This window comes from Kitasatospora sp. NPDC059327 (assembly GCF_042752535.1).
In the GTDB taxonomy this organism is placed as follows: Bacteria; Actinomycetota; Actinomycetes; order Streptomycetales; family Streptomycetaceae; genus Kitasatospora.
Genome location: NZ_JBHYYB010000051.1, coordinates 21,188 through 46,613, shown reverse-complemented (window position 1 = coordinate 46,613; position 25,426 = coordinate 21,188). Strand labels below are relative to the sequence as shown.

Below are 25,426 nucleotides of genomic sequence, written 5' to 3'. Positions count from 1 at the left end.
CTGCCGCAGATGGCGGCCGAATGGCGGCCGTCGCCGAGTGTGACGGCGCACGGCGTGCGCGTGACGTCCGTCGGGCCGCGGTGTCCGGTGGGTCCATAGTTGTCCGGTGACATCGCAGATCTTCCCCTCCGACGTGCAGCAGAGCCTGGACCTGGTCGGCATCTTCGTCTTCGCCCTCTCCGGCGGGCTGCTGGCCGTGCGCAAGAACATGGACATCTTCGGGATCTGTGTGCTCGCGGAGGTGACGGCGCTGGGCGGCGGCGTCATGCGGGACCTCGTCATCGGGGCGACCCCGGTGGCGGCCTTCTCCAACCTGGGCTACTTCAGCACGCCGCTGGTGGCCGGTCTGGTGGTGTTCTTCCTGCACCCCGAGGTCGAGCGGATCAACCGCGCGGTGCAGACCCTGGACGCGCTCGGCCTCGGGCTGTTCTGCGTCACCGGGACGGCCAAGGCGCACGACTACGGCCTCGGCGCGGTGGCCGCGATGGCCCTCGGCATGGTGACGGCGGCCGGCGGCGGTGTGATGCGCGACATGCTCGCCGGTGAGATCCCCTCGCTGCTGCGCTGGGACCGGGAGATCTACGCCGTCCCGGCGCTGGTCGGCTCGGCGCTGGTGGTGCTGCTGATCGGCCTCGACCGGCTGACCGCGCTCACCGGCACGGCGGCCGCGCTGACCGCCTTCGTGCTGCGGATGCTCGCCCTCAGGTACGGCTGGCGCGCACCGCGGGCTTGGCACCGCAACGGTTCTCGCACCAGCGAGGAGTAGGCGAGCCCCCGTACGCCAGCGAGATCGCCTCGGCGGTGCAGAGCAGCTCGGGCAGCAGCCGGACCAGCTCGACCGGCGGCACCCGGTCGGTCGGGGCACTGATCGCACAGGCCGCGACCGGCCGCCCGGCACTGCCCGCCACCGGGGCCGCCACACAGGCCACCGCCTCCCGATGCTCGGCCGACTCGGCCGCCCAGCCCTGGCGGCGGACGGCGGCCAGGTCGACGGGCAGGTCGTGGTCGTCCTCGCCGGGCAGACCGGCCAGCAGGACCCGGCCGATCGCGGTGCCGGTCGCCGGGGCGCGCCGCCCGATCCGGGTCGGCCGGGCGGTGTCGTTGCCCGGTCCGCGCCCGGCCAGCTCGTCCAGGTAGAGGACCTCGCCGTCCTGGAGGACGGCGAGCTGGACGGTCAGGCCGCAGCGCCGGTGGAGAGCCGCCAGGTAGGGCGCCGCGATCTGGCGGACGTCGATCTCCTCCAGCGCCCGGTGGGCGAGCGAGAGGACGCGGCCGCCGAGCCGGTAGCGCCGGTCGGACTGGCGGTGGACGAAGCCGTGCTCCTCCAGCGTGCGCAGCAGCCGCAGCGCGGTGGACTTGTGCACGCCGATGCTGGTCGCGGCCTGGTCGAGGGTGACCGGGCCGTCGCCGAGGGACCCGAGGAGGGTGAGGGCGCGGTCGACCGACTGCGACATTGCGCCCCCAGTCCTGTCCGGTGCGGCCGATTGCAGTGGCCGACAGGCTAACGGTTCGCCCCGGCGGCGGACCAACGAGCCCCCGGACGTCCGGGCTTGGCCGCCGGACACCCGGGTCGTCCGGCGGTCGTCCGGCGGCGGGGGAGCGGCCGTCGGGTGGCCGTCGGGTGGCAGGCGGATGGCGGACGGTTGGCCGGATCGGGGCGTTTGCGCGCGGTGCGCGGCGCCCGGATCCCGCCGGTGGCCCGAGTGCCGTGCGGCAGCCCTCTACAATCGGATGGTTATGCCATACCTGGACCATGCGGCGACCACGCCGATGCTGCCCGAGGCGATCGCCGCGATGAGCGCGCACCTGGGGGTCGTCGGCAACGCCTCCTCCCTGCACGCCGCCGGCCGCCGGGCCCGCCGCGTGGTCGAGGAGTCCCGCGAGTCGCTGGCCGAGTCGCTGGGCGCCCGCCCGAGCGAGATCGTGCTCACCGGCGGCGGCACCGAGTCCGACAACCTGGCCGTCAAGGGCCTGTACTGGGCCCGGCGGGGGGCCGACCCGGCCCGGACGCGGGTGCTGTGCAGCCCCGTCGAGCACCACGCCGTACTGGACGCGGTGCACTGGCTCTCCGAGCACGAGGGCGCCCGGGTCGAGTACCTGCCGGTGGACGGCTACGGCCGGGTCCACCCGGCGGCGCTGCGCGAGGCGATCGAACGTGACCCCGCCTCGGTCGCGCTGGTCACCGTGATGTGGGCCAACAACGAGGTCGGCACCATTCAACCGGTCACCGAACTCGCGGCGGTGGCGGCCGAGTTCGGCATCCCGATGCATGCCGACGCGGTTCAGGCGCTCGGTCAGGTACCGGTCTCCTTCGCGGAGTCCGGGCTCACCGCACTCACCGTCACCGGCCACAAGGTCGGCGGCCCGTACGGCATCGGCGCGCTGCTGCTGTCGCGCGGCGCCACGCCCGTCCCGCTGCTGCACGGCGGCGGCCAGGAGCGCGATGTCCGCTCCGGCACGCTGGACGCGCCGGCCACCGCGGGCTTCGCCGCCGCCGCGGCGCTCGCGGTCGAGCGGCAGGACGAGCACGCGGCCGTGCTCGGCGCGCTGCGCGACGACCTGGTCGCCTCGGTGCTGGCCGGCGTCCCGGACGCGGTGCTCAACGGCGACCCGACGGCGCAGGGCAGGCTGCCCGCCAACGCGCACTTCTCCTTCCCTGGCTGCGAGGGCGACGCGCTGCTGATGCTGCTCGACGCCCAGGGCATCGAGTGCTCGACCGGATCGGCCTGCTCGGCCGGGGTGCCGCAGCCCAGCCACGTCCTGCTGGCGATGGGCGTCGACCCGCTGCTGGCCCGCGCCTCGCTGCGGTTCTCGCTCGGCCACACCTCGACCCGGGAGGACGTCACCGCGCTCGCCGGCGCCATCGCGCCGGTGGTCCAGCGGGCCCGCAACGCGGGCCTGGCGGCGGCCGCGCGGCGCTGAACATCCCGGCCGCGGGTCCGTCGGGACCACGTACCCTGGTGGCATCATGACTGACTTCCCCGGTGCTCCGACCGCCCCGTCCACTGGCCGCCTGCGTGTGCTCGCGGCGATGTCCGGCGGGGTGGACTCCGCCGTCGCCGCGGCCCGTGCCGCCGAAGCCGGGCACGAGGTGACGGGCGTGCACCTGGCGCTGTCGGCGAACCCGCAGTCCTTCCGCACCGGCGCCCGCGGCTGCTGCACCATCGAGGACTCCCGCGATGCCCGCCGGGCGGCCGACGTGATCGGCATCCCGTTCTACGTCTGGGACCTCGCCGAGCGGTTCCGCGAGGACGTCATCGACGACTTCGTCGCCGAGTACGCGGCCGGCCGGACCCCGAACCCCTGCCTGCGCTGCAACGAGAAGATCAAGTTCGCCGCGTTGCTGGACAAGGCGATCGCGCTCGGCTTCGACGCCGTCTGCACCGGCCACTACGCCCGGATCGTCGACCTGCCCTCCGGGGAGCGCCAGTTGCACCGCGCGGTGGACGGCGCCAAGGACCAGTCCTACGTGCTCGGCGTCCTCGACGCCGACCAGCTCGCGCACTCGCTCTTCCCGCTCGGCGACACCACCAAGGACGTCATCCGCGAGGAGGCCGAGCGCCGCGGCCTGGCCGTCGCCAATAAGCCCGACAGCCACGACATCTGCTTCATCGCGGACGGCGACACCCAGGGCTTCCTGGCCAAGCACCTCGGCACCGCCACCGGCGACATCGTCGACGCGGACGGCACCAAGCTCGGCGAGCACGACGGCGCGTACGGCTTCACCATCGGCCAGCGCAAGGGCCTGCGGATCGGCCGCCCGGCCGCCGACGGCAAGCCGCGCTACGTCCTCGACATCTCCCCGGTGAACAACACCGTCACCGTCGGGCCCGTCGAGGGCCTGGACGTCACGGCGCTGACCGCGATCCGCCCGCGCTGGTGCGGCACCGAGGAACTCGCCGACGGCCGCTACACCGCCCAGCTGCGCGCCCACGGCGAGGAGGTCCCGGTCACCGCCTCGGTGGTCGACGGCGAACTGCGCGTCGCCCTCGACACCGCGGCCCGCGGCATCGCCCCCGGCCAGGCGGTGGTGCTGTACGACGGCACCCGCGTCATCGGCTCCGCCACCATCGCGACGACGGAGCGCCGGGCGGTCACCGCGTAGTCTCCGGCTTTCGGGGGCCCGGCCGTCCGCACCGGACGGCCGGGCCCCCGTGCGTGTCACGCGTGCTGCGGAACGGGACGGTCCGGGGAGTCCAACCAGACGCGCCGACCGTCCGGGGTGACGGTCAGGCCGAACCGCTCGTACCCGGGGCGCCCCCGGTCGGCCCACCACTGGTAGGTGGCGGCCACCTCGTCCCACAGCCGGCGGGGGCCGGACTGGTACACCTCGAACTCCGTGCGCCCCCGCTCGTAGTCGGCGGAGGCCCACGACAGGGTGTCCCGGCTGTAGAGCCACAGCGTGTAGGCGCCGTCCTCGTAGCGCTCCGCCCTCCAGAACGCGCCGGGTACACCGGACCCGATGAGGAACTGCTCGAACCACCCGCCCGTGTCCGGAGGGGCGAGGGCGGTCGTGCTCCTCACCCCGTCGGCGGGCCACTCCCGGCCGCGCAGGTAGTCCCCGAAGGGCGGCCGGTCCGTGCGCTGCTGGCGCAGCCGCATGAATGCCGAACTCCGGGTGAACCTGCCGCTCGCGCCGGACCCGTCGTCGTTCACGGTCAGCCGGACGATCTGCTCGCCGCCGTACTCGGTGCCGAACGGGGCGACGACGATCCCGCCGGGCGCCGTCTGCTCCAGCCACGCCGGAGGGATCTCCAGCAGGGAGCAGGTGGCGATGACCCGGTCGTACGGCGCGCCGTCGGCCCAGCCCACGCGTCCGTCGCCCTGGATCACGGTCGGCCCGAGCCCGGCCCGCGCCAGGTTCTCCCGGGCACCGCGAGCAACGTCCGGGTCGTACTCGACGGTGACCACGTGGGGATCACCCAGGCGGTGAGCCAGCAGGCCGGCGTTCCACCCGGTGCCGGCGCCGATCTCCAACACCCTGTCGCCCGGGCGCACGTCCAGGTCCCGGAGCATCGAGAACACCATGGTCGGCATGGAGTTGGACGAGCTCGGAGTGGTGCCGAGTCCGTCCCCCTCGTGGTCCCCGTCGTCCCACTGCGTGGTCAGCGGGATGTCCGAGTACACCGCTCGTCGCCACGCCTCGGGGTCCTGTGACCGGTGGACGACGGGGTTCTGCCGGGTGCCGTCCGCGACGCCCGGCCAGATGCGGTCCGGGACGAACAGCTCACGGGGCACCGCCTCGAAGGAGGGGAGCCAGTCCGAGGAGAGCGCGCCGCCGGCCACCAGCGCGGAGGCGAGCCCCAGGGGGCCCGCCTCCTTGTGCGTCTCGCCGGTCACTTGCCGCCGCCGCCCGCCGGGGCCGAACCGTCCGAGGTGTTCCCGCCCTCGTCCGAACCGCCGCCGCCGTGCCCGGCGCCCTTGTTGCTGTCGTCCTGCTGGCCGCCGCCCTTGCCGTCGCCGGTCCCGCCGCCGCGCTTGCCCATGTCCGTACCTCCGTGCTGGTGGGGCCGGCGGGCGGTTGCCCGCCGGGTGTTGTCCGGCCGCCTCTCGCATCCTCCAGGAGGTATGCCGGGCGGCAGCTCCGCGTGGGCGCGTGACCGCCCTCGCGGATGCCTCCGCTGTCACCGGGGACCGCCTCGTCCGGGCAGCGTGAGCCGATGGGGTTACCGCTCGTTGCCCGCTTGACCTGCCCGTGCCGACGCCGGCCCGGCGTCGGCACGGGCAGGAGGTCAACGGGTCAGCACGAGTGCGGCGGCGACGAGGTGGAACAGGGCCGCCGCTGATACGGCGCAGGCGGTCCAGAGCCGGAGGGGTTCGAGGGCCTCGCGGGCAGGCTGGTCATCGAGCGACGTCGGCATGGACGACCTTGCCGAACGGCTCGACCGTGACTCCCCAGCGGCCGCCGGTGAGCTGATGGACGAGCGCGAGCCCACGGTGGCACTCGTCGTCGTCGGAGGCGCGGAGGAGGACGGGCAGGCACCGCGAGCCGTCCCGCACCGAGATCCGCACGGTCGCGTCGGCGATGAGCGTGACGGTGACCGTCATATGCCGATGACACCCGGTCTTCGCCGCGTTGGTCACCAGCTCGCTGGTGACCAACGCGGCGGTGTCGATCAGGTGGAGCAGCCCCCACCCCGTCAGCACCTCGCGGACCAGCCGCCGAGCCAGGCCCACCGATTCGGGCCGGTAGGGCAACGAGGCAGTTGCGAGGCATCCGGTCGACTCGCAAGGGGAAGGTGAAACAGCGCCAGCCGGAGGACTTGGCGAGCGGATCGCGTGGGGAGGCATTGCGGCCTGCAGCGACGCGCGTGGCATGGGAGCTCCATGAGGTGGGGAGTGAATGTGGCTCCGGGCCGAGGGAGCGAGTCCCCAATACGGCTGAGATCTGGCTGTTCGTAACCACGGAGAGGCGCAACGGAACTACGATTCCCGAGCCGCGTCGGGGCCGGCCCGTAGTCATGACGCTACGCCGCGTGACATTGTGGTTCGACGGACTGTCAGTACGAGATACCCGGACGATCGAGGCCAGGGAGCGTCCCAATGGCTGCTTATCCGCCGGTAAGGCGGCCCACAACACCGACTGGCAGTCGTCCTTTGCCCGGACGGGTGACGGAGGGCGCGATCACGGGTTTTCTCTTCAAGGTCATCCGTGAGCAGATCCCCCGTACTCAGGACGAGTTGGCGGAGGACCTGGGCGTCGACAAGAGCACCTTGCAGGGCTGGGAGTCGGGGCGGCGTCCGCTGTCGGCCACCAGGGCGGGGAACCTCGTCGCGATGCGCCGCAGGCTGATCCTGCTCGGCGCCCCGAGCGGCCTGGTGGAGATGCTGAATACCGCGATGGACGCGGATCTTCTCCTGGGGGAGATCCTCGGAGCCGATCCCCTCCACGGCCGTCTGGGCGACCATCCGCTCGCGGCATGGGTACTCACCCGCGATACGACCCACATGATTGGGTGGGCTGTCGGCGGTGTGCTGCCGGGGGTCGTCGCGGCACACTCGACGATTCCAGCGGCCCGCCGAGGCCCGGTTTCGTCGTCGCCGCTCTTGGAAGCGGGCCTTCGGGCGCGGTTCTTCCAGTGCCTTCGTACAGCCTCTGAGATGGTGGAACGGGCAGGAGAAGACTCTTCCCTCCTGCGCCGGCAGGTGTGGTATCTCTCCTCGTACGATCAGGAGTGGGACGCTGCTTCATGGTTCGACGGGTTGCGTCGCAGAGGTGCCATGACAGCGACCGTGGACGGCTGGTCGCCACGCTGGGTCGAGGCGCGGTCGGTTGCTGCTGCCCTTGCGCGCCAAGGCGACCCGACATTGATGAGGGAGTTCATCAACAGGTCCATCGCGGATCACGACGAAGCCGAGGTCGCCAACCTGAACTACTGGGCACACTGGCTGGGTCTGGACGGTCGGCCTCAGACGGACGACGGCTTCATGGCTGAACGCGACCGGCCGGCCTGGGATGCCTCAGCGCTGCTTCGCGCTTTCGCGGTTCGGCTCGACCGGGCAGTGGAGTACACCGATTTGTATATCCACTCGATCTGGGCGCTGATCGTTTCCCGTCGTGGGCTGCTCGACTCGGACCCGCACGTTGCACGGGAGTTGGCGGGACGAGTGAGGCTTCTGCTCGATGGAAACACTCTCTCCGTTGAGTCCCGGCGCGAGTTGGAGTCCGTGCACTACGGTCTTCGGACAAGCGGCTACAGCACATGACCGAGAGGTGGCTATGGCAGAGGAAGCGCAGGCGAAGGGCACGGCGAGCTACCTCTTCGAGGCGGGGATGCTCAAGCGGGCCAAGCGTTCGGGCTGGTGGATCGCCGGGGTGAAGGATCCTGAGACCATCGCGGAGCACTCCTTTCGCACCGGGGTCGTCGGCGCGGTCCTCGCGATGATGGAGGGTGTGGACCCTGCCAAGGTCGCCCTGCTCTGCCTCTTCCACGACACGCAGGAGACCCGGATCGGCGACATCCCGCACATCGGCCGGCGATACCTGTCCGCTGCCCCGAACGAGCGGGTTACCGCTGACCAGGTCAGCGCTGCGCACCCGGCTGTCCTCTCGGGCGTCAAGGCGATCGTGGAGGAGTACGAGAACGGGGACAGCCTGGAAGTCGTCGTGGCGCACGACGCCGACAAGCTCGAATGCCTGCTGCAGGCCGTCGAGTACCGCGAGCAGGGGTACCAGAACGTGCAGCCGTGGATCGACAGCAGTCTGGGCAGTCTGAAGACCGAGTCGGCCCGCCAACTTGCCGAGGCCGCACTGTCGATGACCTCGCTGGAGTGGCAGAAGGTCTATCTCAGGTGATCGGTGGGCGCGGAGGACGGTGTGACGGTGACTGTTCGGCTTCTTCATGGCAAGCAAACAGCCGAGCTAGAGCCGCAGTTGAAGGAGGTATTCGCGGAGGCGTTCGCGGAACCCCCGTACGGGGAGGGGCCGGCCGACGTGGAGCGGGCGTTCCGTCGGTTCCGCTCGCAGGTTCGTCGGCGCGGCTTCCGAGCTGCTGTCGCCTTCGACGGCGACACCGTAGTGGGTATGGCGTACGGCTACCCGCTGTCGGCGAGCACCGGATGGTGGAACACGCTGACTGATCCCGTGCCCGACCATCTCAGGCGGGAGGACGGGAAGCGGACGTTCGGGCTCTTCGAGTTGGCGGTTCGGCCCGGGTGGCGCCGGCAGGGTGTCGCCACCCGGATGCACCGCACCCTTGTCGAGGGTCTCGACAATGCCCGGGTAATGCTGAACAGCCGATCGCAGGCCACGGCGGCTCAGGCGTCCTACCGAGCATGGGGCTACCGGAGGGTCGGCTCAGCGATCCCCTGGGAGGGGGCGGCCCGGCACGATGTGATGGTTCTCGACCTCGTCTGATCCTCGGCGGCTGTGCTTCCCGCCCGCACGCCCGAGTGCTCAGCGCAGCGAATCTGTGACTGTCCGTCAAATCTGCTGCTCTCTTGGCATAAACTGCAATGGCCACCGCCCAGTTGGGCGGTGGCCATTCTCGCGTGCGTCTGTAACTTGGCGGTTCCGGCGCGCGCGTCTACCAACCTCGGCCAGTATGCCAGCCGTGCTGTCTTCCGGCTCGCATATCGGCCACGAAAGGCTGAACGTGCACGTCGTCACGACCGAGGCTCTAGCCCTCGCCCGTCCCACCGGCACCCCGCCCGCGAACGAGTTCCGGATCCGGGTCGGGCAGTGGATGCAGAGCGTCCCGACCGGTGGGCCCTGGAAGTCCCTCGGACCGTCCTTCGTCCTCTTCCTCCTGCACGCCGCGCAGAAGGCCGACGCGGACGGGACCAATCTCCACTGCCCGCCGTCCAACCTCTGGTTCTCCCGCGCCTGTCGGGTCTCCAAGGACTCCGTTCCCGGCTTCTACCGCGCCGCCGAGGCGGCCGGAGTCATGGCCTTGGTCCACGGCCCCTCCGGCGTCCGGGTGCGCGGCTACGCCGTCACCCTGCCCCTGGGCGGCGTCCCCGACTGGGACGCCGCCCTCGCCGTCCTGCGCGCCGACGCCCGGCGCGTCAAGCAGGAGCTGCTTCGCTGCGCCGCCGACAAGCCCGCCCGTGCGGAATCCGTGAGGTCCGCACGTGCGGTGGTGCCGCAGCCGCGTTGCGGCGAGCGGAAGTCCGCAGGTGCGGAGCCGGACCGGTCCGCACGTACCGGCTCGACGCTCCGCACGTGCGGATTGAACCAGGAAGTCCCTTACCAGGTAGAGGAGATGGTTACTGTTGTGGTGACAGGTGCCACTCCGCGCGCGAGCGAACAGCCGGCCCTGCCCGCCGAGGCCACGCACTGGGAGCGGCTGACCGGGCACCTGCCGCCCGACCTCCAGCGGGCCGCCCGCGCCGTCCCGGAGGGCGACCTGCTGCGCCGGGTCACCGCCATGGCCATCGAGGCCGGCTGGGCCTCCCCGGGTTGGCTCGCCGCCCGCCTGGCGTCCCACCGGCCGGCGAACGCTCCCGACGCCGCCGCTGCGGACCGCCTCGCCGCAGGTCTGGTCGCCGTCCTGGGTGTCCTCTCGGACCGACATGCCCAGGTGGGCCGGGGCTCGTATCCTCCTGTGCATGAGTCACCGCACCGGGACGCCCCGGTCGACGCCGCTCCACTCGGTGTCCGTCGCGGGAGCGGTCGTCCGTGAGGACGGCCGGGTGCTGGCGATCCGCCGGGCCGACAACGGGACGTGGGAGCCGCCCGGCGGGGTGCTGGAGCTGTCCGAGTCCGTCGAGGACGGGGTGCGGCGCGAGGTCTTCGAGGAGACCGGGATCAGGGTCGGCGTGGAGCGGCTGACCGGCGTCTACAAGAACGTGCCCCGGGGCGTCGTCGCCCTGGTCTTCCGGTGCCACCCCGAGAGCGGGGCGGAGCAGCTCTCGGAGGAGTCGACCGCCGTCGCCTGGCTCACGCCGACCGAGGTGGCCGACCGGATGGCCGAGGTGTACGCCGTACGTGTGCTGGACGCGCTCCGCGAGGGCGGTGCCGCGCCGAGCATCCGTACCCACGACGGTCGGAGCCTGCTCGGCCGTCGTGGCTGAGGACCGTCAGCACGATCAGGCATCGTGGACCGAGCTGTCCCGAGCCGCGCGACGTGCTGGGGAAGTGGAGCGGCCGAGAATGCCCGAGGCACCCTCCGGAGAGGACGGCATGACCTTCTACGAGCAGCACCGCGACTTCGTCGAGGAACTGGAGCGGATCGCCCCGGAAGGCGTCCGGATCGAGTGGTCCGGCGACACACTGATCATGCAGGCGCCGCCCTCGAACATCCATCAGCTCAATGTCGCCCAGGTGCGCCGGCAGTTCGAGCAGCACGCTCCCGACGGCTATCTGCCCAGCGAGCGCAGTGAGATCGTCAGCCCGGACAGCTCCAAGGGGCGCGCGCCCGACCTGACCTACCTTCCTCCGGCCGTCCTCTCCGAGCCGGGAAACAAGGCCCCTGCCGAGGAGGCCCTGATCGCGGTGGAGATCGTCTCGCCGTCCAATCCGGGCAACGACTGGATGGACAAGCTGCACGACTACGCCGTGATGCGCATCCCGCTGTACCTGATCGTGGACCCGCGTCAGCAGACGGTGACGCTGTTCTCCGCGCCGGATCACGACCGGTACCACACCCGCAGTGATCGGAAGTTCGGCGACGCGATCGGCATCCCGGAGCCCTTCGGCTTCACGCTGGGCCTGGCGGAGCTCGTCCCTTACACGGACTGATCCGCCTACCCGCCCGGACGGGGCGTCCGGGCGGGTAATGCCGGTGAGAACGATCACCGGGGCGTGATAGACCGGACCACACTATGAACATCACAGTCTTCTGCTCCGCGTACTCGCTCGACGACCGCTACACCGGCCCCGCCGCCGACTTCGCCCGGCTGCTCGGGGAGGGCGGGCACACCCTGGTCTGGGGCGGGTCCAACGCCGGGCTGATGGGGCTGCTGGCCGACGGGGTGAAGGCGGCCGGCGGCCGGCTCGTGGGCGTGCTGGTCGAGCTGCTCAAGCACAAGGGGTACGTCGGCGCGGACGAGCTGGTCATGACGCGTGACCTCGCCGAGCGCAAGGCGGAGCTGGCCGCCCGGGCGGACGCGATCGTCGTCCTGGTCGGCGGGCTCGGGACGATGGACGAGGTCACCGAGGTGCTGGAGCTCAAGAAGCACGGCATCCTCGACAAGCCGGTGATCGTCCTGGACACCGAGGGTTTCTACGCGGGCCTGCGCACCCAGCTGGAGCGGATGGACGCCGAGGGCTTCCTGCCGCGTCCGCTCGGCGACCTGATCACCTTCGCCGACACCCCGGCCCAGGTCTTCGAGCAGCTCAAGGCCTGAGAGGATCACGGCCATGGCTGCACATCTGATCACCGGCGCGGGCTCCGGCATCGGCGCCGTCCTCGCCGAGCGCCTCGCCGAACGCGGGGACGACCTCTGGCTGCTGGCCCGGGACGCCCGCCGCGCCGCCGAACTGCGCGAGCGCTTCCCCGGGGCCAACACCCTGGTCGGCGACCTCAAGGACCCGGCCAAGCTCTCCTGGGCCTTCGGCCACCAGGCGCTGCCGATCGAACTCGACTCGCTGCTGCACGTCGCGGGCGTCGTCGAGCTCGGTCAGGTCGGTGAGCTGCCGGTCAAGGCCTGGCAGGAGACCCTGAACGTCAACCTGGTCGCGCCCGCCGAGCTGACCCGACTGCTGCTGCCCTCGCTGCGGCTGGTCAAGGGCCACGTCGTCTTCGTGAACTCCGGCGCCGGGCTGCGGGCCAGTGCCGACTGGTCCGCCTACGCGGCGAGCAAGCACGGCCTGAAGGCGCTCGCCGACTCGCTGCGCCTGGAGGAGCACGGGCACGGCGTCCGGGTCACCTCGGTCTACCCGGGCCGCACCGCCACCGCGATGCAGGTCAAGGTGCACCAGCAGGAGGGCGCGGAGTACGACGCCGACCGGTTCATCTCGCCCGGGTCGGTGGTGAAGGCGGTCCTGGCCGCGCTCGACGCCTCCCGGGACGCGGAGATCACCGACATCACCGTCCGCCCGGGGGCGTGAGGCCGGGCACGGGAAGTCGGCCGGTCCGACTTCCCGTGCCGCGCGCACTAGGCTCGGGCGGGTGAGCAACGGACACTCCTTCCCCGACCTGCGCGGCGCCGCCACCGGCGTCGGCTCGCTGCCCGGCACCGACGCGCGGGAGGCCGCCAGGACCTCCACCGGGGCGTTGGAGCAGCTGCCGTTCCTGCCCGAACTCCCCGCCCGCGGGCCGGGCGCCGACATGATCGGGCGCGGCGCGGGCCTGCTGGTCGAGCTGTTCGCGCAGACCGAACCCAGCGGCTGGCGCTTCACCGACCGCCCCGGCCGCGACACCCGGCGGGCCCGCGCCTGGCTCGGCGAGGACCTGGACGCGCTGGAGGAGTACACCCAGGGCTACCGGGGCGCGCTCAAGGTGCAGGCCGTCGGGCCGTGGACGCTGGCCGCCTCGATCGAGCTGAAGTACGGCGAGAAGGCGCTCGCCGACCGCGGTGCCTGCCGGGACATCGCCGGCTCGCTCACCGAGGGGCTGCGCCGCCACCTCGACGACGTCCGCCGCCGGATCCCGGGTGCGGAGGTCGTGCTCCAGCTCGACGAGCCCTCGCTGCCCGCCGTGCTGACCGGTGGGGTGAAGACCGCCAGCGGCTTCCAGCGGCTGCGTTCGGTCGACCGCCAGGTCGCCGAGGAGGCACTGCGCGAGGTGATCCGCGGCGTCGACGTGCCGGTGGTGGTGCACTGCTGCGCGCCGGCCGTGCCGCTCCCGCTGCTGCGCCGGGCCGGGGTGGTCGGAGTCTCCCTGGACTTCTCACTGTTGACGGACCGGGCGGACGAGGAGCTCGGCGAGGCGATCGAGGCGGGCACCGTGATCCTCGCCGGTGTCGTCCCGTCCACTGACCAGGGAGTGTCGGACCCGGCCGGTAGTGTCCAGGGTGTCAGGACGTTGTGGCGCAGGCTCGGGTTCGCCCCGGAGCTGCTGGGCCGCCGTGTGCTGGTGACTCCCACCTGCGGGCTGGCCGGGGCCTCCCCGGCGTACGCGCGCCAGGCGTTGTCGCTCAGCGCGCGGGCGGCGCAGAGCCTGGTGGACAACCCGGAGTAAGAGGTAACGGAGGGCTTGCGGTGGTGGCTGTCGAGGGCTGGGAGGACGTCCCGGCGGAGGTGCGCGGGCGGCACGCCGAGCTGGCGACCGAGATCGAGGACCACCGCGCCCGGTACTACGAGCAGGACGCGCCGGTCGTCAGCGACGCCGAGTTCGACGCGCTGATGCGCGAGCTGGAGGGGCTGGAGGCGGAGCACCCGGCTCTGGTCACCCCGGAGTCGCCCACCCAGCGGGTCGGCGGCGCCCCCACCGGGCTGTTCGCCCCGGTCGAGCACCGGGAGCGGCTGCTCAGCCTGGACAACGCGATGGACGACGACGAGCTGGCCGCCTGGGCCGAGCGCGTCGCCACCGAGCTGCAGGGCATCGACTACCACTACCTCTGCGAGCTCAAGGTGGACGGCCTGGCCGTCAACCTCACCTACGAGAACGGCCTGTTGGTGCAGGCCGCGACCCGCGGGGACGGCCGGGTCGGCGAGGACATCACCGCCAACGTCCGCACCATCAAGGAGATCCCGCACCGGCTCAAGGGCGACGACGTCCCCGCGCTGGTGGAGATCCGCGGCGAGGTATTCTTCCCGACCGACGCCTTCGAGGCGCTGAACGCCTCGTTCGCCGAGGAGAACGAGCGCCGCCGGCAGGAGAACGAGGAGCGCGCCAAGGAGGGCAAGCGGCCCCGGGCGATGATCCGGCTGTTCATGAACCCGCGCAACGCCGCCGCCGGCTCGCTGCGCCAGAAGGACCCTCTGGTCACCGCCTCCCGCCCGCTGCACATGGTGGTGCACGGCATCGGCGCCCGGGTCGGCTTCGACATCGACAACCAGTCGCACGCCTACCAGCTGCTGCACGACTGGGGCCTGCCGACCGCCCGGCACAACGAGGTGGTCGGCACACTGGCGGAGGTCCGCGCCTTCATCAAGCACTTCGGCGAGCAACGGCACTCGGTCGAGCACGAGATCGACGGCGTCGTGGTCAAGGTGGACGAGATCGCCCTCCAGGGGCGGCTCGGCGCGACCTCGAAGTCCCCGCGCTGGGCGATCGCCTGGAAGTACCCGCCGGAGGAGGTCACCGGCAAGCTGGCCGCGATCAAGGTCGGTATCGGCCGCACCGGCCGGGCCACCCCGTACGCGGTGCTGGCGGAGCCGGTGAAGGTGGCCGGGTCGATGGTCCAGTACGCGACGCTGCACAACCAGCAGGTGGTCAAGGCCAAGGACGTGCTGCTCGGTGACACCATCGTGCTGCGCAAGGCCGGTGACGTCATCCCGGAGATCCTCGGCCCGGTCTACGACCTGCGGGACGGCACCGAGCGGGAGTTCGTGATGCCGTCGCACTGCCACGAGTGCGGCGCCGAGCTGCGCCCGATGGCGGAGGGGGACATCGACCTGCGCTGTCCGAACGCGCAGTTCTGCCCGGCCCAGATCCGTGAGCGGATCGCCTTCCTCGGCGGCCGCTCCTCGCTGGACATCGAGGGCCTCGGCTACGTCGCGGCCACCGCGCTGACCCAGCCGCTGGAGCCGGCCGAGGCGCCGGTGCGCAACGAGGGCGACATCTTCGGCCTGACGGTGGACGCCCTGCTCCCGATCAGGGTGCTGGTGCGCGACCAGAAGACGGGGATGCCGAAGCTCGACGACGAGACCGGCGAGGAGAAGGAGGTGTCCTTCTTCGCGACCACCGCCGGTGCGCCGAAGAAGAACACCGGGGTGATGCTGGAGAACATCGAGAAGGCCAAGGACCGTCCGCTCTGGCGGTTCCTCAACGGCCTCTCGATCCGGCACGTCGGCCCGGTGGCCGCCCAGGACCTGGCCCGGGAGTTCCGCGACCTGGACGCGATCTTCGCGGCGAGCGAGGAGCGGCTGGCCGCCACCGAGGGGGTCGGACAGGGCACGGCGCGTTCGATCGTCGAGTGGTTCCAGGTGGACTGGCACCGCGAGATCCTGGAGAAGTGGCGCGCCGCCGGCGTCCGCTTCACCGAGGAGGCCGCCGAGGAGGTGGGCGAGCGTCCGCTGGAGGGGCTGACGGTCGTGGTCACCGGAACCCTGGCCGGGCACACCCGGGACGGCGCCAAGGAGGCGCTGACCTCGCGCGGAGCGAAGGTGACCGGATCGGTGTCGAAGAAGACCGATTTCGTGGTCGCCGGCGACAATCCTGGTTCCAAATACGACAAGGCCGTTCAGCTCGGGCTGCCGGTCCTGGACGACGCGGGGTTCACGGTGCTGCTGGAGCAGGGGCCGGAGGCGGCCCGCAGGCACCTGGGCCTGCCCGAACCGGAGGCCGCCGCGGAGGCCGTCGAGCAGGCGCCGGCGGAGGGGTGACCCGAACGCGGAGCCATTGAGTCCGTCTTGTTATCGTCCTGATGCGACGTCACCGGGTGCCGCGCCGTGAAAGCGGGCATTGTGTCACTGCGCGGCACCCGAACGCGGTGGCGCGCTCCCGGTTGTCCGAAAGTCTGCCCGCCGGGCGGGCCCCGGAATACCCTGGAGCGCAACAGAATGTCAGCAGGGGTGGGGGCACCGGCTGAGCCGGTCTCCGCGGGGTCGCTCATGCCCGGCAGCTGCCGGTACCGGTACGGTGCCTCACCGTAAGGCGGCCTGACGGGGCGGGCCCGACGGAGGACAGGGCTTATGGATCGTACGACCGGCGGTGCGCCCACACGCCCGCCGCAGGGGGTGGCGGGTGCGGTCCTGCTGCTCGGTGTCCTGCTGGCCGGCGCCGCACCGCTCATCCCGCTGGCCGTCCTGGTCTACCGCTACGAGCCCGAGCTGCTGCCGCTGTTCGCGGTGCCGCTGGCCGTCCTGGTCGCGGCCTGGCGGATCGCCCGGGACCGGGCCCGCGACCAGCTGACCGACCCGCTGACGGACCTGCCCAACCGTCAGGCCCTGTTACTGGCCGCCCAGGAGGCCATCGCGGAGCACGAGCAGGGGTACAGCGTCGGCCTCATCCTGCTGGACCTCGACCGGTTCCGGTCGCTCAACGACACGCTCGGCCACACCGCCGGTGACCGGCTGCTGGTGCACATCGCCCGCCGGCTGCACCGGGCCCTGCGTTCCGGCGCGTCCGGCGGCGCCGGCCGGGAGACGATCGACGACGTCTTCGCCGGGATGCCCCGGGAGTACCGGCGCGGCCGCCCGATGGTGGCCCGGATGGGCGGCGACGAGTTCGCCGTCCTGCTGCCCGGCGTCGGTTGCCCCAACACCCTGGAGCGGATCGCCAAGGCGCTGATCGCCGAGCTGGCCGCGCCGATCCGGCTGGACGGGCTGCTGCTCGTGCTGGAGGCCAGTGCCGGCGTCTGCGTCTACCCGCAGCACGCCCAGGACGCCGAGTCGCTGCTGCGCCGCGCCGACGTGGCGATGGGCCACGCCCAGCGCGGCTGCACCTCCGTCGAGCAGTACGACGAGGCCCAGGACGCCGACACGCCGTACCGGATCGGGCTCCTCGGCGATCTGCGGCGGGCCCTGGAGACCGGCGAGGTGCAGCTGCACTACCAGCCCAAGGTGGCCTTCGACGGTCGGGTGGTCGGGCTGGAGGCGCTGCTGCGCTGGGAGCGGCCCGGCCAGGGCAAGGTCTCGCCGGACGAGTTCGTCGGGCTCGCCGAGTCCAGCGGTCTGATGCCCCGGCTCACCGACTACGTGCTGGAGGCGGCCGTCGGCCAGCTCGCCTCCTGGCGCGAACAGGGCCTCCAGGTGCAGGTCGCGGTGAACGTCTCGCCGCGCGACGTGCTGAACCCCGGCTTCGCCCAGCGGGTCGCCGGGCACCTGGTCCGCCACCAGGTGCCGGCCCACGCACTCCAGCTGGAGATCACCGAGCGGCTGCTGCTGGACGACTCCCGTCGGGCCGCCGACACCCTGGCCGAGCTGCGCGGGTACGGCGTCGGCATGTCCCTGGACGACTTCGGGACCGGCCACTCCTCGCTGGTGCGGCTGCGCAGCCTGCCGGTCGGCGAACTGAAGATCGACCGCTCCTTCGTCTCCCGGATGGTCGCCGACGACCACGACGCGGCCGTGGTCCGCTGCTCGGTGGAGCTGGCCCACTCGCTCGGCCTGACGGTGGTGGCCGAGGGCGTGGAGGACGACGAGACCTGGGAGCGGCTGCACCGGATGGGCGTGGACGCCGTCCAGGGCTGGTTGGTCTCGGCGGCCCTGCCGGCCGAGCAGGCCACCGCCTGGCTCCGGGTGCACCGCACCGGCGCCCCGCCGGTCGAGCGGCTCACCGCGGCCGCCCAACTGCCGCCAGTGATCCAGCCGGTGATCCAGCCGGCGCTGCCGCCCGTCATCCCGCCGGTGCTGCCGCCGGTGGTCCAGGCGGCGCAGGCCGCCCAGCTGGAGATCCAGGCGCCGAGCACGCCGAGGTGGGCCCCGACCCGGCCGCAGTGACGGGACACCGGCAGGGCGTCGGCGCCGTCCCGGGGGCCCCTGCGGTCGCGGGCGCGCCCCCCGCGGTCGCGGTCGCGGGCCGTCGTAACCGGCCCCGAGGTCACTCGTTGGCCGGTGGCCGGGCCGGGCCCCATAGGATGGGGCCCACAGACCAAGAGGACGGGAGCGCCGAGCCGGCTGCTCCTGCCCGGGCCCGGCACCGCCTGACCGCGGCGCCGGGTCTCACCAGAACTCACCCTTGAGGATCGCCGCATGCCTGGCATCACGCGCGAGGAGGTCGCCCACCTCGCTCGGCTGTCGCGTCTTGAGTTGCAGGCCGAAGAGCTGGACCACTTCGCCGAGCAGCTCGACGTGATCATCGGCGCGGTCGCCCGCGTTTCCGAGGTCGCCGGACAGGACGTCCCGCCGACCTCCCACCCGCTCCCGCTGACCAATGTCATGCGGGCGGACGAGGTGCGACCGTCGCTCACCCCGGAGCAGGCGCTGTCCGGCGCCCCCGCCGCCGAGGAGCAGCGTTTCCGTGTGCCGCAGATCCTCGGGGAGGACTGACCGAAGATGACCGAGCTGATCAAGTACACCGCGGCCGAGACCGCGAGCGCCATCGCCAAGGGCGAGGTCTCCGCCGTCGAGGTCGCCCAGGCGCACCTGGACCGCATCGGTGCCGTCGACAAGAAGGTCAACGCCTTCCTGCACGTCGACACCGAGGGCGCGCTGAGCGCCGCCAAGGCCGTGGACGACAAGCGCGCCAAGGGCGAGGAGCTGGGCCCGCTGGCCGGCGTCCCGCTCGCGCTGAAGGACGTCTTCACCACCAAGGGCGTGCCGACCACCTGCGGGTCCAAGATCCTCGAAGGCTGGATCCCGCCGTACGACGCCACCCTGACCACGCGTCTCAAGGACGCCGGCGTGGTGATCCTCGGCAAGACCAACATGGACGAGTTCGCGATGGGCTCCTCCACCGAGAACTCCGCCTACGGCGCGACCGGCAACCCGTGGGACCTCAGCCGTATCCCCGGCGGCTCCGGCGGTGGCTCGGCCGCCGCGCTGGCCGCCTTCCAGGCCCCGCTGGCGATCGGCACCGACACCGGCGGCTCGATCCGCCAGCCCGGCGCCGTCACCGGCACCGTCGGCGTGAAGCCCACCTACGGGTCGGTCTCCCGCTACGGCCTGGTCGCGTTCTCCTCCTCGCTGGACCAGGGCGGCCCGTGCGCCCGCACCGTGCTCGACGCGGCGCTGCTGCACGAGGCGATCGCCGGCCACGACCCGCTGGACTCCACCTCGATCGACGCGCCCGTCCCGGCCGTGGTCGAGGCCGCCAAGCGGCGCGACGTGCGCGGCATGCGGATCGGCGTGGTCAAGGAGTTCGCCGGCGAGGGCTACCAGGCCGGCGTGATGCAGCGGTTCAACGAGTCCGTCGAGCTGCTGCGCGAGCTGGGCGCGGAGGTCGTCGAGGTCTCCTGCCCGTCGTTCACCCTGGCGCTGCCCGCGTACTACCTGATCGCGCCCAGCGAGGCCTCGTCCAACCTGGCCCGCTTCGACGCGATGCGCTACGGCCTGCGGGTCGGCGACGACGGCACCCGCTCGGCCGAGGACGTCACCGCCCTCACCCGCGAGGCCGGCTTCGGCCCCGAGGTGAAGCGCCGGATCATCCTCGGCACCTACGCCCTCTCCTCGGGCTACTACGACGCCTACTACGGCTCGGCCCAGAAGGTCCGCACGCTCATCTCGCGGGACTTCGACGCCGCCTTCGCCGGGGTGGACGTGCTGGTCTCCCCGACCACCCCGACCACCGCCTTCCCGATCGGCGAGCGCGCCGACGACCCGATGGCGATGTACCTGGCCGACCTCTGCACGATTCCGTCGAACCTCGCGGGCAACGCGGCCATGTCGCTGCCCTGCGGGCTGGCGCCGGAGGACAATCTCCCGGTCGGCCTGCAGATCATCGCACCCGCGATGGCGGACGACCGCCTGTACCGCGTGGGCGGCGCCGTCGAGGCCGCACTCAACGACAAGTGGGGGCACACCCTGCTGGAGGAGGCACCGGCACTGTGAGCAAGATCGAGAAGGCCAAAGGCTTCAAGCACTCCAAGCCCGGCCTGTGGCTGTCCATCGGCACCAGCACGTTCGGCGCGATCTCGATCGTGAAGGACGTCCGGAAGGCACGCGGCGAGAACGACACGCTGAAGCTGATCAACGCCCTGGTCGGTGCCGCGGCCCTGGTCACCGGCACCGCCCTGCTGGTGCGCGAGCTGCGCCGGCTCGGCGACGACGACGTGCTGCTGGGCTGAGAAAGCCCTCGGCCCGGCCGCGCACCCGCCGTGCGCGGCCGGGCCCGTACCTCCACAGACTTTTAGCGAAGGGGACGCTGTGAGCGTCATGAACCTGGTCTCCTACGAGGACGCTCTCGCGTCGTACGACCCGGTGATGGGCCTTGAGGTCCACGTCGAGCTCGGTACCAAGACCAAGATGTTCTGCGGTTGCTCGACCGAGCTGGGCGCCGAGCCGAACAGCCAGGTCTGCCCGACCTGTCTCGGTCTGCCGGGCTCGCTGCCGGTGGTCAACGCCATCGGCGTGGAGTCGGCGATCAAGATCGGCCTGGCGCTGAACTGCGAGATCGCCGAGTGGTGCCGGTTCGCCCGGAAGAACTACTTCTACCCGGACATGCCGAAGAACTTCCAGACCTCGCAGTACGACGAGCCGATCGCCTTCAACGGCTACCTCGACGTGCAGCTGGAGGACGGCTCGACCTTCCGCGTGGAGATCGAGCGCGCCCACATGGAGGAGGACACCGGCAAGTCCAGCCACGTCGGCGGCGCGACCGGCCGGATCCACGGCGCCACGCACTCGCTGCTCGACTACAACCGGGCCGGCATCCCGCTGATCGAGATCGTCACCAAGCCGATCGAGGGAGCCGGCGAGCGCGCCCCCGAGGTCGCCAAGGCGTACGTCGCCGAGCTGCGCGAGCTGATCAAGGCGCTGGGCGTCTCCGAGGCCCGGATGGACAAGGGCCAGATGCGCTGCGACGTCAACCTGTCGCTGCGCCCCAACGGCACCCAGCCCTTCGGCACCCGCTCCGAGACCAAGAACGTCAACTCGCTGCGCAGCGTCGAGCGGGCCGCCCGGTTCGAGATCCAGCGGCACGCCACCGTGCTGGGCGACGGCGGCACGATCGTCCAGGAGACCCGGCACTTCCACGAGGAGGACGGCAGCACCACCGCCGGCCGGATCAAGGACAACGCCGAGGACTACCGCTACTTCCCCGAGCCGGACCTGGTGCCGATCGCGCCGGCCCGCGCCTGGGTGGAGGAGCTGCGCGCCGGGCTGCCCGAGCTGCCGCGGGTGCGCCGGGCCCGGCTGCAGGCCGACTGGGGCCTGACCGACAAGGACATGCAGTCGGTGCTGAACGCCGGTGCGGTCGAGCCGATCCTGGAGACCATCGCCGCCGGTGCCCCGGCCGACCAGGCGCGCAAGTGGTGGATGGGGGAGCTGGCCCGCCGGGCCAACGAGACCGGCACCGAGCTGAGCGAGCAGCCGATCACTCCGGCGCAGGTCGCCCGGGTCACCACGTTGGTCGCCGAGGGCAAGCTGAACGACAAGCTGGCCCGTCAGGTCATCGAGGCCGTGCTGGCCGGCGAGGGAGAGCCGGACGAGGTCGTCGAGAAGCGCGGCCTGGCCGTCGTCTCGGACGACTCCGCGCTCGGTGCCGCCGTCGACGAGGCCATCGCCGGCAACGAGGCGATCGCCGCCAAGATCCGCGACGGCAAGGTCGCCGCGGTGGGCGCGCTGGTCGGCGCGGTCATGAAGGCCACCCGGGGCCAGGCCGACGCGGCCCGGGTGAAGGACCTCATCCTGGCGAAGCTCGGTGTGGAAGGGCAGTAGGCACTGCCTGGAGAAGCTCGGTGACGTCTTGAATCGGCCAGGCTTTCCAAGGTGCCTAAGGCTCTCTAAGGTGCCTTAGTGCGATCAGGGCCCGGATTCACCCCCTAAGTGGGGTGGATCCGGGCCTTTGCCGTGTCCGGCACCCGCGCCTAAGCCCTCGGCCGCCCGGAACATGGGGCAAGGTGCCGATGCGGCGCACCCCCCTGGGAGAGGAGTCTTTACCTCAGAACGAGAGACCACCACGAGGGGAAACACCGTGTTCGAGTACGAGCTCATCCAGCAGCAGGTGCGGGAACTCCACGCCCAGGCCGACCACCAGCGCCTGGTCCGTGAGGCCAAGGCCGGCCGCCGCGGCCAGCGCCGGCTGCCCGTCCTCCGTTTCGAGCGCCGCGCCGTGCGCCTGAACGAGTGCTGACGGGCCGACACCCGGCCGGGGCCGGGGCGGAGATGGAAGGGGAGGTGCGATCCAGCGCCTCCCCTTCCGGGCGTCCAGGGGGTGGGATAACCGATCGGCCGGGCCCGGCCGGTTATGGCATGCTCGCCTCCATGCAGCAGATATCGGTGAGTCCCGTCTTCGTCGGCCGCGGCAACGAGATCACCGAACTGACGGCGGCGCTGAGCCGGGCCGGGGAGGGGAAGCCGCAGGCCGTCCTGGTCGGCGGCGAGGCGGGGGTCGGCAAGACCAGGCTGCTGGAGGAGTTCCTCGGCCGGTCCTGCGCGGACGCGGGCGTGGTCACCACCGTCGGCGGCTGTCTGGAGGTCGGCGCCGAAGGGCTGCCGTACGCCCCGCTGGCCACCGCGCTGCGCCGGCTGCACCGGAGCCTGGGCGCGGAGCTGGAGGCCGCCGCCGCCGGCAGCGAGGGCCATCTCGCCCGACTGCTGCCCGACTTCGGCGAGGCCGACGGCGAACCCAACGACGAGTACGGCCGGGCCCGGTTGTTCGAGCACACCGCGAGGTTGTTCGAGCGGCTCGGCACGGACCGTACCCTCGTGCTCGCCGTCGAGGACCTGCACTGGTCCGACCGCTCCACCCGGGAGCTCTTCACCTACCTGGTCCGCACCCTGCACCGGGCCCGGGTCCTGCTGGTCGCCACCTACCGCACCGACGACCTGCACCGCCGGCACCCGCTGCGGCCCTTCCTCGCCGAGCTGGAGCGGTTGCGCACCGTCCAGCGGATGGAGCTGGAGCGGTTCGGTCCGGGCGAGGTGGCCGCGCAGCTGGCCGGCATCCTCGGCACCGCCGACCCCGACCGGCAGTTGGTCGACCGGATCCACCGCCGTTCCGAGGGCAACCCGTTCTTCGTCGAGGAACTCGCCACCGCCTTCCAGTCCGGCTGCTCGGCCGGGCTCACCGACTCGCTGCGGGACATCCTGCTGGTCCGGGTCGAGGCGCTGGACGAGGAGACCCAGCGGGTACTGCGGATCGCGGCGGAGGGCGGCTCCTACGTCGAACACGCGCTGCTGGCCGCGGTGCTGGACGACGAGGAGGAGCTGATCGAGTCGCTGCGGGCGGCCGTCGGCGCCAACATCCTGCGCCCGGACACCGACGGGGACGGCTACCGGTTCCGGCACGCCCTGGTCCGCGAGGCGGTCTCGGACGACCTGCTGCCCGGCGAGCGCCACCGGATCAACCGGCGCTTCGCCACCGCCCTGGAGCGGCAGCCGCACCTGGTCGGCTGCGACGTCCGGCCGGCCCGGCTGGCCAACTACTGGTACCACGCGCACGATCCGGCCCGGGCCCTGCCGAGCGCGCTGGAGGCCGCCCGGGCCGCCCGCCGGCGCAACGCCTTCGCCGAGCAGCTGCGGATGCTGGAGCGCGCGCTGGAGCTGTGGGACGAGGTCTCCGAGGACGTCCTGGCGCACACCCTGCGCCCCTACGACTGGGCCGAGACCTATCCGCCCTGCTCCTGCGACGCGGCCACGCACGACACCGACTGCGAGCGGCTGCAACTGGTCGACGTCCTCGCCGAGGCGGTGGTCGCGGCCCGGCGCAGCGGGGACCGCGAGCGCGGGCTGAGCCTCTCCCGGCGGGCGCTGAAGCTGGTCGACGAGGCCAGGGACCCGGCCCGCGCCGCCTGGTTCCGGATGAACCGGGCCCGGATGTTCGGCCACCTCAACCGCTCCAAGGACCAGGACGAGGCGGCCTACGCCAGGCGGCTGGTCGAGCACCTGCCGCCGTCCGCGGTCCAGGCCGAGGTGTTCGCGCTGAGCGCCGGCATCGCGATGCTGAACAGCCCCACCGGGGAGAGCGTCGAACTCGCCGAGCGGGCCGCGGCGATCGCCCGCGAGGTCGGGGCGCACGCCGTCGAGCAGCACGCCCGGATGACGCTCGGCACCCTGCGCAACGACCTGGGGAACGACCCCGAGGCCGCCATCACCGAGCTGACCGCGGCGCTCGCCGCCACCCGTGAGCTCGGCGTCCCGGACCTCATGCTCCGCGGCCTCAACAACCTGGCCAGCCTGCTGCAGTCGCTCGGCCGCGCGGAGGAGGCGGTGGCACTCGCCCGGGAGGGGTTGGAGACGGCGGACGGCACCGGTCTGCTGCGCAACATCGGCACCCTGCTGCTCGGCAACCTCGCCGAGGCCCTGCTGGACCTCGGCCGGACCGAGGAGGCGGCCGAGCTGCTGGCGGGCGCCGAGCGCACCCAGCACCCCGGCAGCCATGCCGAGTTCCTCGACCGGCTGCGGGGCGAGCTGGCCCTGCTGCGCGGGGACCTCGCCTCGGCGGCCGGCATGCTGGCCCAGGCACGGGCCTCGGACCGGGTCTGCCAGTTCCAGCACTCGGTGCCGATCTCCCGGCTCGCGGTGCTGATCGCCGCGCGCGGCGGCCGTCCGCTGGACGCCCGGGCCGAACTGCTCGCCGTGATCAAGGGTCCGCTCCCCGTGGGGAACGAGGCCGCGCTCTACCCGCTGCTGGTGGACGGGGCCGCCGCCGAGGCCGACAGCCGGGGCCTGCCGGAGGCCGCCGAGGGCCGGGCCGAGGTGCTGGCCCGGATCGCCGAGGTGGCCGCCCTGCTGACCCCCAAGGCGCCGCTGCACCACGGCTGGGCCCGCCTGCTGGAGGCCGAACTGGCCCGGGCCGAGGGCCTGGACACCCCGGCGCGGTGGGCCGTCGCCGTCGAGGCGCTGCGGCCGGCCGGGCTGCCCGGCCCGCTGGCGGCGGCGCTGCTGCGGGCCGGCGAGGCCGAGGTGCTGGCCGGTGACCGCGAGGCGGGCGCCGCCCTGCTCCGCGAGGCCAGGGTGCTGGCCGGGGCCCGGGCGGACACCGCGCTGCTGGCCGAGATCACCGGCCTGGCCGAGCGGGCCGGCCTGGTGCTGACCGTCCGCGCGGCCGCGTCCGCCGGCCGGCCCCCGGTCGGCGACTCCTTCGGGCTCACCCCCCGTGAGCGGGACGTGCTCCGGTTGCTCGCCCGGGGCCGCACCAACCGGCAGATCGCGGAGGAGCTGTACATCTCGCCGAAGACCGCGAGCGTGCACGTCTCCAACATCCTCGGCAAGCTGGCGGTGACCGGCCGCGGCGAGGCCGGTGCGCTGGCGCACCGCCTGCGGCTCTTCCCGGACGAGCTGGCGCCGACCGGCCGCTGACCCGTTCCCGGGTCCGCGACCACCGCCCGGACC

Annotated in this window: 24 protein-coding genes and 1 pseudogene; 20 read left to right on the top strand and 5 right to left on the bottom strand. The window is 72.4% G+C overall.

What is annotated here, in order from left to right; translation table 11 throughout:
- The first annotated feature begins 106 nt into the window (after positions 1 to 106).
- The gene (locus tag ACFXHB_RS27275) at positions 107 to 766 is read left to right on the top strand and encodes a trimeric intracellular cation channel family protein (RefSeq protein WP_380577283.1); all 660 of its coding nucleotides are present in this window, start codon (positions 107 to 109) and stop codon (positions 764 to 766) included.
- Here ACFXHB_RS27275 and ACFXHB_RS27270 read toward each other — a convergent pair.
- Entirely contained in the window at positions 702 to 1,454 is a 753-nt protein-coding gene (locus ACFXHB_RS27270) for an IclR family transcriptional regulator (protein ID WP_380577282.1), read from the bottom strand. The two genes, ACFXHB_RS27275 and ACFXHB_RS27270, sit on opposite strands and share 65 nt — an antisense overlap.
- Positions 1,455 to 1,737: 283 nt before the next feature.
- Here ACFXHB_RS27270 and ACFXHB_RS27265 point away from each other — a divergent pair, with 283 nt between their 5' ends.
- Both ACFXHB_RS27265 and mnmA read left to right on the top strand, forming a co-directional pair.
- Positions 1,738 to 2,922 (top strand): cysteine desulfurase family protein, encoded by a 1,185-nt coding sequence (locus ACFXHB_RS27265; RefSeq protein ID WP_380577281.1) that lies wholly within the window; start codon positions 1,738 to 1,740, stop codon positions 2,920 to 2,922.
- A gap of 46 nt (positions 2,923 to 2,968) precedes the next feature.
- Positions 2,969 to 4,105, top strand: coding sequence for a tRNA 2-thiouridine(34) synthase MnmA (gene mnmA, locus ACFXHB_RS27260; RefSeq protein ID WP_380577280.1), 1,137 nt, complete (start codon positions 2,969 to 2,971; stop codon positions 4,103 to 4,105).
- A 56-nt stretch (positions 4,106 to 4,161) separates the two neighbouring features.
- Here the strand turns inward: mnmA and ACFXHB_RS27255 are convergent, their stop codons facing one another.
- The 4 genes from ACFXHB_RS27255 to ACFXHB_RS27240 all read right to left on the bottom strand — a co-directional run bounded on the left by ACFXHB_RS27255 (position 4,162) and on the right by ACFXHB_RS27240 (position 6,198).
- On the bottom strand, positions 4,162 to 5,340 hold the full coding sequence (locus ACFXHB_RS27255; RefSeq protein ID WP_380577279.1) for a methyltransferase domain-containing protein: 1,179 nt from the start codon (positions 5,338 to 5,340) through the stop codon (positions 4,162 to 4,164).
- Positions 5,337 to 5,486 (bottom strand): hypothetical protein, encoded by a 150-nt coding sequence (locus tag ACFXHB_RS27250; RefSeq protein WP_380577278.1) that lies wholly within the window; start codon positions 5,484 to 5,486, stop codon positions 5,337 to 5,339. Before ACFXHB_RS27250 ends, ACFXHB_RS27255 begins: the two co-directional genes overlap by 4 nt.
- 246 nt (positions 5,487 to 5,732) lie before the next feature.
- The gene (locus ACFXHB_RS27245; RefSeq protein WP_380577277.1) at positions 5,733 to 5,861 is read right to left on the bottom strand and encodes a hypothetical protein; all 129 of its coding nucleotides are present in this window, start codon (positions 5,859 to 5,861) and stop codon (positions 5,733 to 5,735) included.
- Positions 5,842 to 6,198 carry an ATP-binding protein gene (locus ACFXHB_RS27240; RefSeq protein ID WP_380577276.1) on the bottom strand — a complete coding sequence of 119 codons (357 nt, stop codon included), beginning with the start codon at positions 6,196 to 6,198 and terminating at the stop codon, positions 5,842 to 5,844. The genes ACFXHB_RS27245 and ACFXHB_RS27240 overlap by 20 nt, the downstream gene beginning before the upstream one ends.
- Positions 6,199 to 6,543: 345 nt before the next feature.
- Between ACFXHB_RS27240 and ACFXHB_RS27235 the strand changes: the two genes are divergently transcribed.
- The 17 genes and pseudogenes from ACFXHB_RS27235 (at position 6,544) to ACFXHB_RS27155 (ending at position 25,393) form a co-directional block, all read left to right on the top strand.
- Positions 6,544 to 7,707: a helix-turn-helix domain-containing protein gene (locus ACFXHB_RS27235; RefSeq protein ID WP_380577275.1), complete on the top strand. Its 1,164-nt coding sequence runs from the start codon at positions 6,544 to 6,546 to the stop codon at positions 7,705 to 7,707.
- Between the two features lie 13 nt (positions 7,708 to 7,720).
- Complete coding sequence (locus ACFXHB_RS27230; RefSeq protein ID WP_380577274.1) at positions 7,721 to 8,296, top strand: HD family hydrolase; 576 nt, start codon at positions 7,721 to 7,723, stop codon at positions 8,294 to 8,296.
- Between the two features lie 3 nt (positions 8,297 to 8,299).
- Positions 8,300 to 8,857: a GNAT family N-acetyltransferase gene (locus tag ACFXHB_RS27225; RefSeq protein WP_380577273.1), complete on the top strand. Its 558-nt coding sequence runs from the start codon at positions 8,300 to 8,302 to the stop codon at positions 8,855 to 8,857.
- 238 nt (positions 8,858 to 9,095) lie between these two features.
- Positions 9,096 to 10,124 (top strand): hypothetical protein, encoded by a 1,029-nt coding sequence (locus ACFXHB_RS27220; protein ID WP_380577272.1) that lies wholly within the window; start codon positions 9,096 to 9,098, stop codon positions 10,122 to 10,124.
- Positions 10,039 to 10,515, top strand: a complete 477-nt coding sequence (locus ACFXHB_RS27215) for an NUDIX hydrolase (protein WP_380577304.1) — start codon at positions 10,039 to 10,041, stop codon at positions 10,513 to 10,515. The genes ACFXHB_RS27220 and ACFXHB_RS27215 overlap by 86 nt, the downstream gene beginning before the upstream one ends.
- Positions 10,516 to 10,594: 79 nt before the next feature.
- Positions 10,595 to 11,182 carry a Uma2 family endonuclease gene (locus ACFXHB_RS27210; RefSeq protein WP_380577271.1) on the top strand — a complete coding sequence of 196 codons (588 nt, stop codon included), beginning with the start codon at positions 10,595 to 10,597 and terminating at the stop codon, positions 11,180 to 11,182.
- A gap of 83 nt (positions 11,183 to 11,265) precedes the next feature.
- Entirely contained in the window at positions 11,266 to 11,790 is a 525-nt protein-coding gene (locus tag ACFXHB_RS27205) for a TIGR00730 family Rossman fold protein (RefSeq protein WP_380577270.1), read from the top strand.
- 13 nt (positions 11,791 to 11,803) lie between these two features.
- Positions 11,804 to 12,493 (top strand): SDR family oxidoreductase, encoded by a 690-nt coding sequence (locus ACFXHB_RS27200; protein WP_380577269.1) that lies wholly within the window; start codon positions 11,804 to 11,806, stop codon positions 12,491 to 12,493.
- Between the two features lie 61 nt (positions 12,494 to 12,554).
- Positions 12,555 to 13,565 carry a methionine synthase gene (locus ACFXHB_RS27195; protein ID WP_380577268.1) on the top strand — a complete coding sequence of 337 codons (1,011 nt, stop codon included), beginning with the start codon at positions 12,555 to 12,557 and terminating at the stop codon, positions 13,563 to 13,565.
- Positions 13,566 to 13,588: 23 nt separating this feature from the next.
- Positions 13,589 to 15,874 carry an NAD-dependent DNA ligase LigA gene (gene ligA / locus ACFXHB_RS27190; RefSeq protein ID WP_380577303.1) on the top strand — a complete coding sequence of 762 codons (2,286 nt, stop codon included), beginning with the start codon at positions 13,589 to 13,591 and terminating at the stop codon, positions 15,872 to 15,874.
- A gap of 372 nt (positions 15,875 to 16,246) precedes the next feature.
- Positions 16,247 to 17,932, top strand: a pseudogene (locus tag ACFXHB_RS27185) (putative bifunctional diguanylate cyclase/phosphodiesterase); the annotation flags it as partial.
- A 252-nt stretch (positions 17,933 to 18,184) separates the two neighbouring features.
- A complete protein-coding gene (gatC, locus tag ACFXHB_RS27180; protein ID WP_035797834.1) occupies positions 18,185 to 18,481 on the top strand; it encodes an Asp-tRNA(Asn)/Glu-tRNA(Gln) amidotransferase subunit GatC in 297 nt (98 codons plus the stop codon).
- A 6-nt stretch (positions 18,482 to 18,487) separates the two neighbouring features.
- The gene (gene gatA / locus ACFXHB_RS27175; RefSeq protein ID WP_380577267.1) at positions 18,488 to 19,981 is read left to right on the top strand and encodes an Asp-tRNA(Asn)/Glu-tRNA(Gln) amidotransferase subunit GatA; all 1,494 of its coding nucleotides are present in this window, start codon (positions 18,488 to 18,490) and stop codon (positions 19,979 to 19,981) included.
- Positions 19,978 to 20,217 carry a hypothetical protein gene (locus ACFXHB_RS27170; RefSeq protein ID WP_380577266.1) on the top strand — a complete coding sequence of 80 codons (240 nt, stop codon included), beginning with the start codon at positions 19,978 to 19,980 and terminating at the stop codon, positions 20,215 to 20,217. The genes gatA and ACFXHB_RS27170 overlap by 4 nt, the downstream gene beginning before the upstream one ends.
- Before the next feature lie 79 nt (positions 20,218 to 20,296).
- Positions 20,297 to 21,808 carry an Asp-tRNA(Asn)/Glu-tRNA(Gln) amidotransferase subunit GatB gene (gene gatB, locus ACFXHB_RS27165; protein ID WP_380577265.1) on the top strand — a complete coding sequence of 504 codons (1,512 nt, stop codon included), beginning with the start codon at positions 20,297 to 20,299 and terminating at the stop codon, positions 21,806 to 21,808.
- A 256-nt stretch (positions 21,809 to 22,064) separates the two neighbouring features.
- Positions 22,065 to 22,223, top strand: coding sequence for a hypothetical protein (locus ACFXHB_RS27160; protein ID WP_380577264.1), 159 nt, complete (start codon positions 22,065 to 22,067; stop codon positions 22,221 to 22,223).
- A 131-nt stretch (positions 22,224 to 22,354) separates the two neighbouring features.
- Positions 22,355 to 25,393, top strand: coding sequence for an AAA family ATPase (locus ACFXHB_RS27155; RefSeq protein ID WP_380577263.1), 3,039 nt, complete (start codon positions 22,355 to 22,357; stop codon positions 25,391 to 25,393).
- Positions 25,394 to 25,426 lie beyond the last annotated feature (33 nt).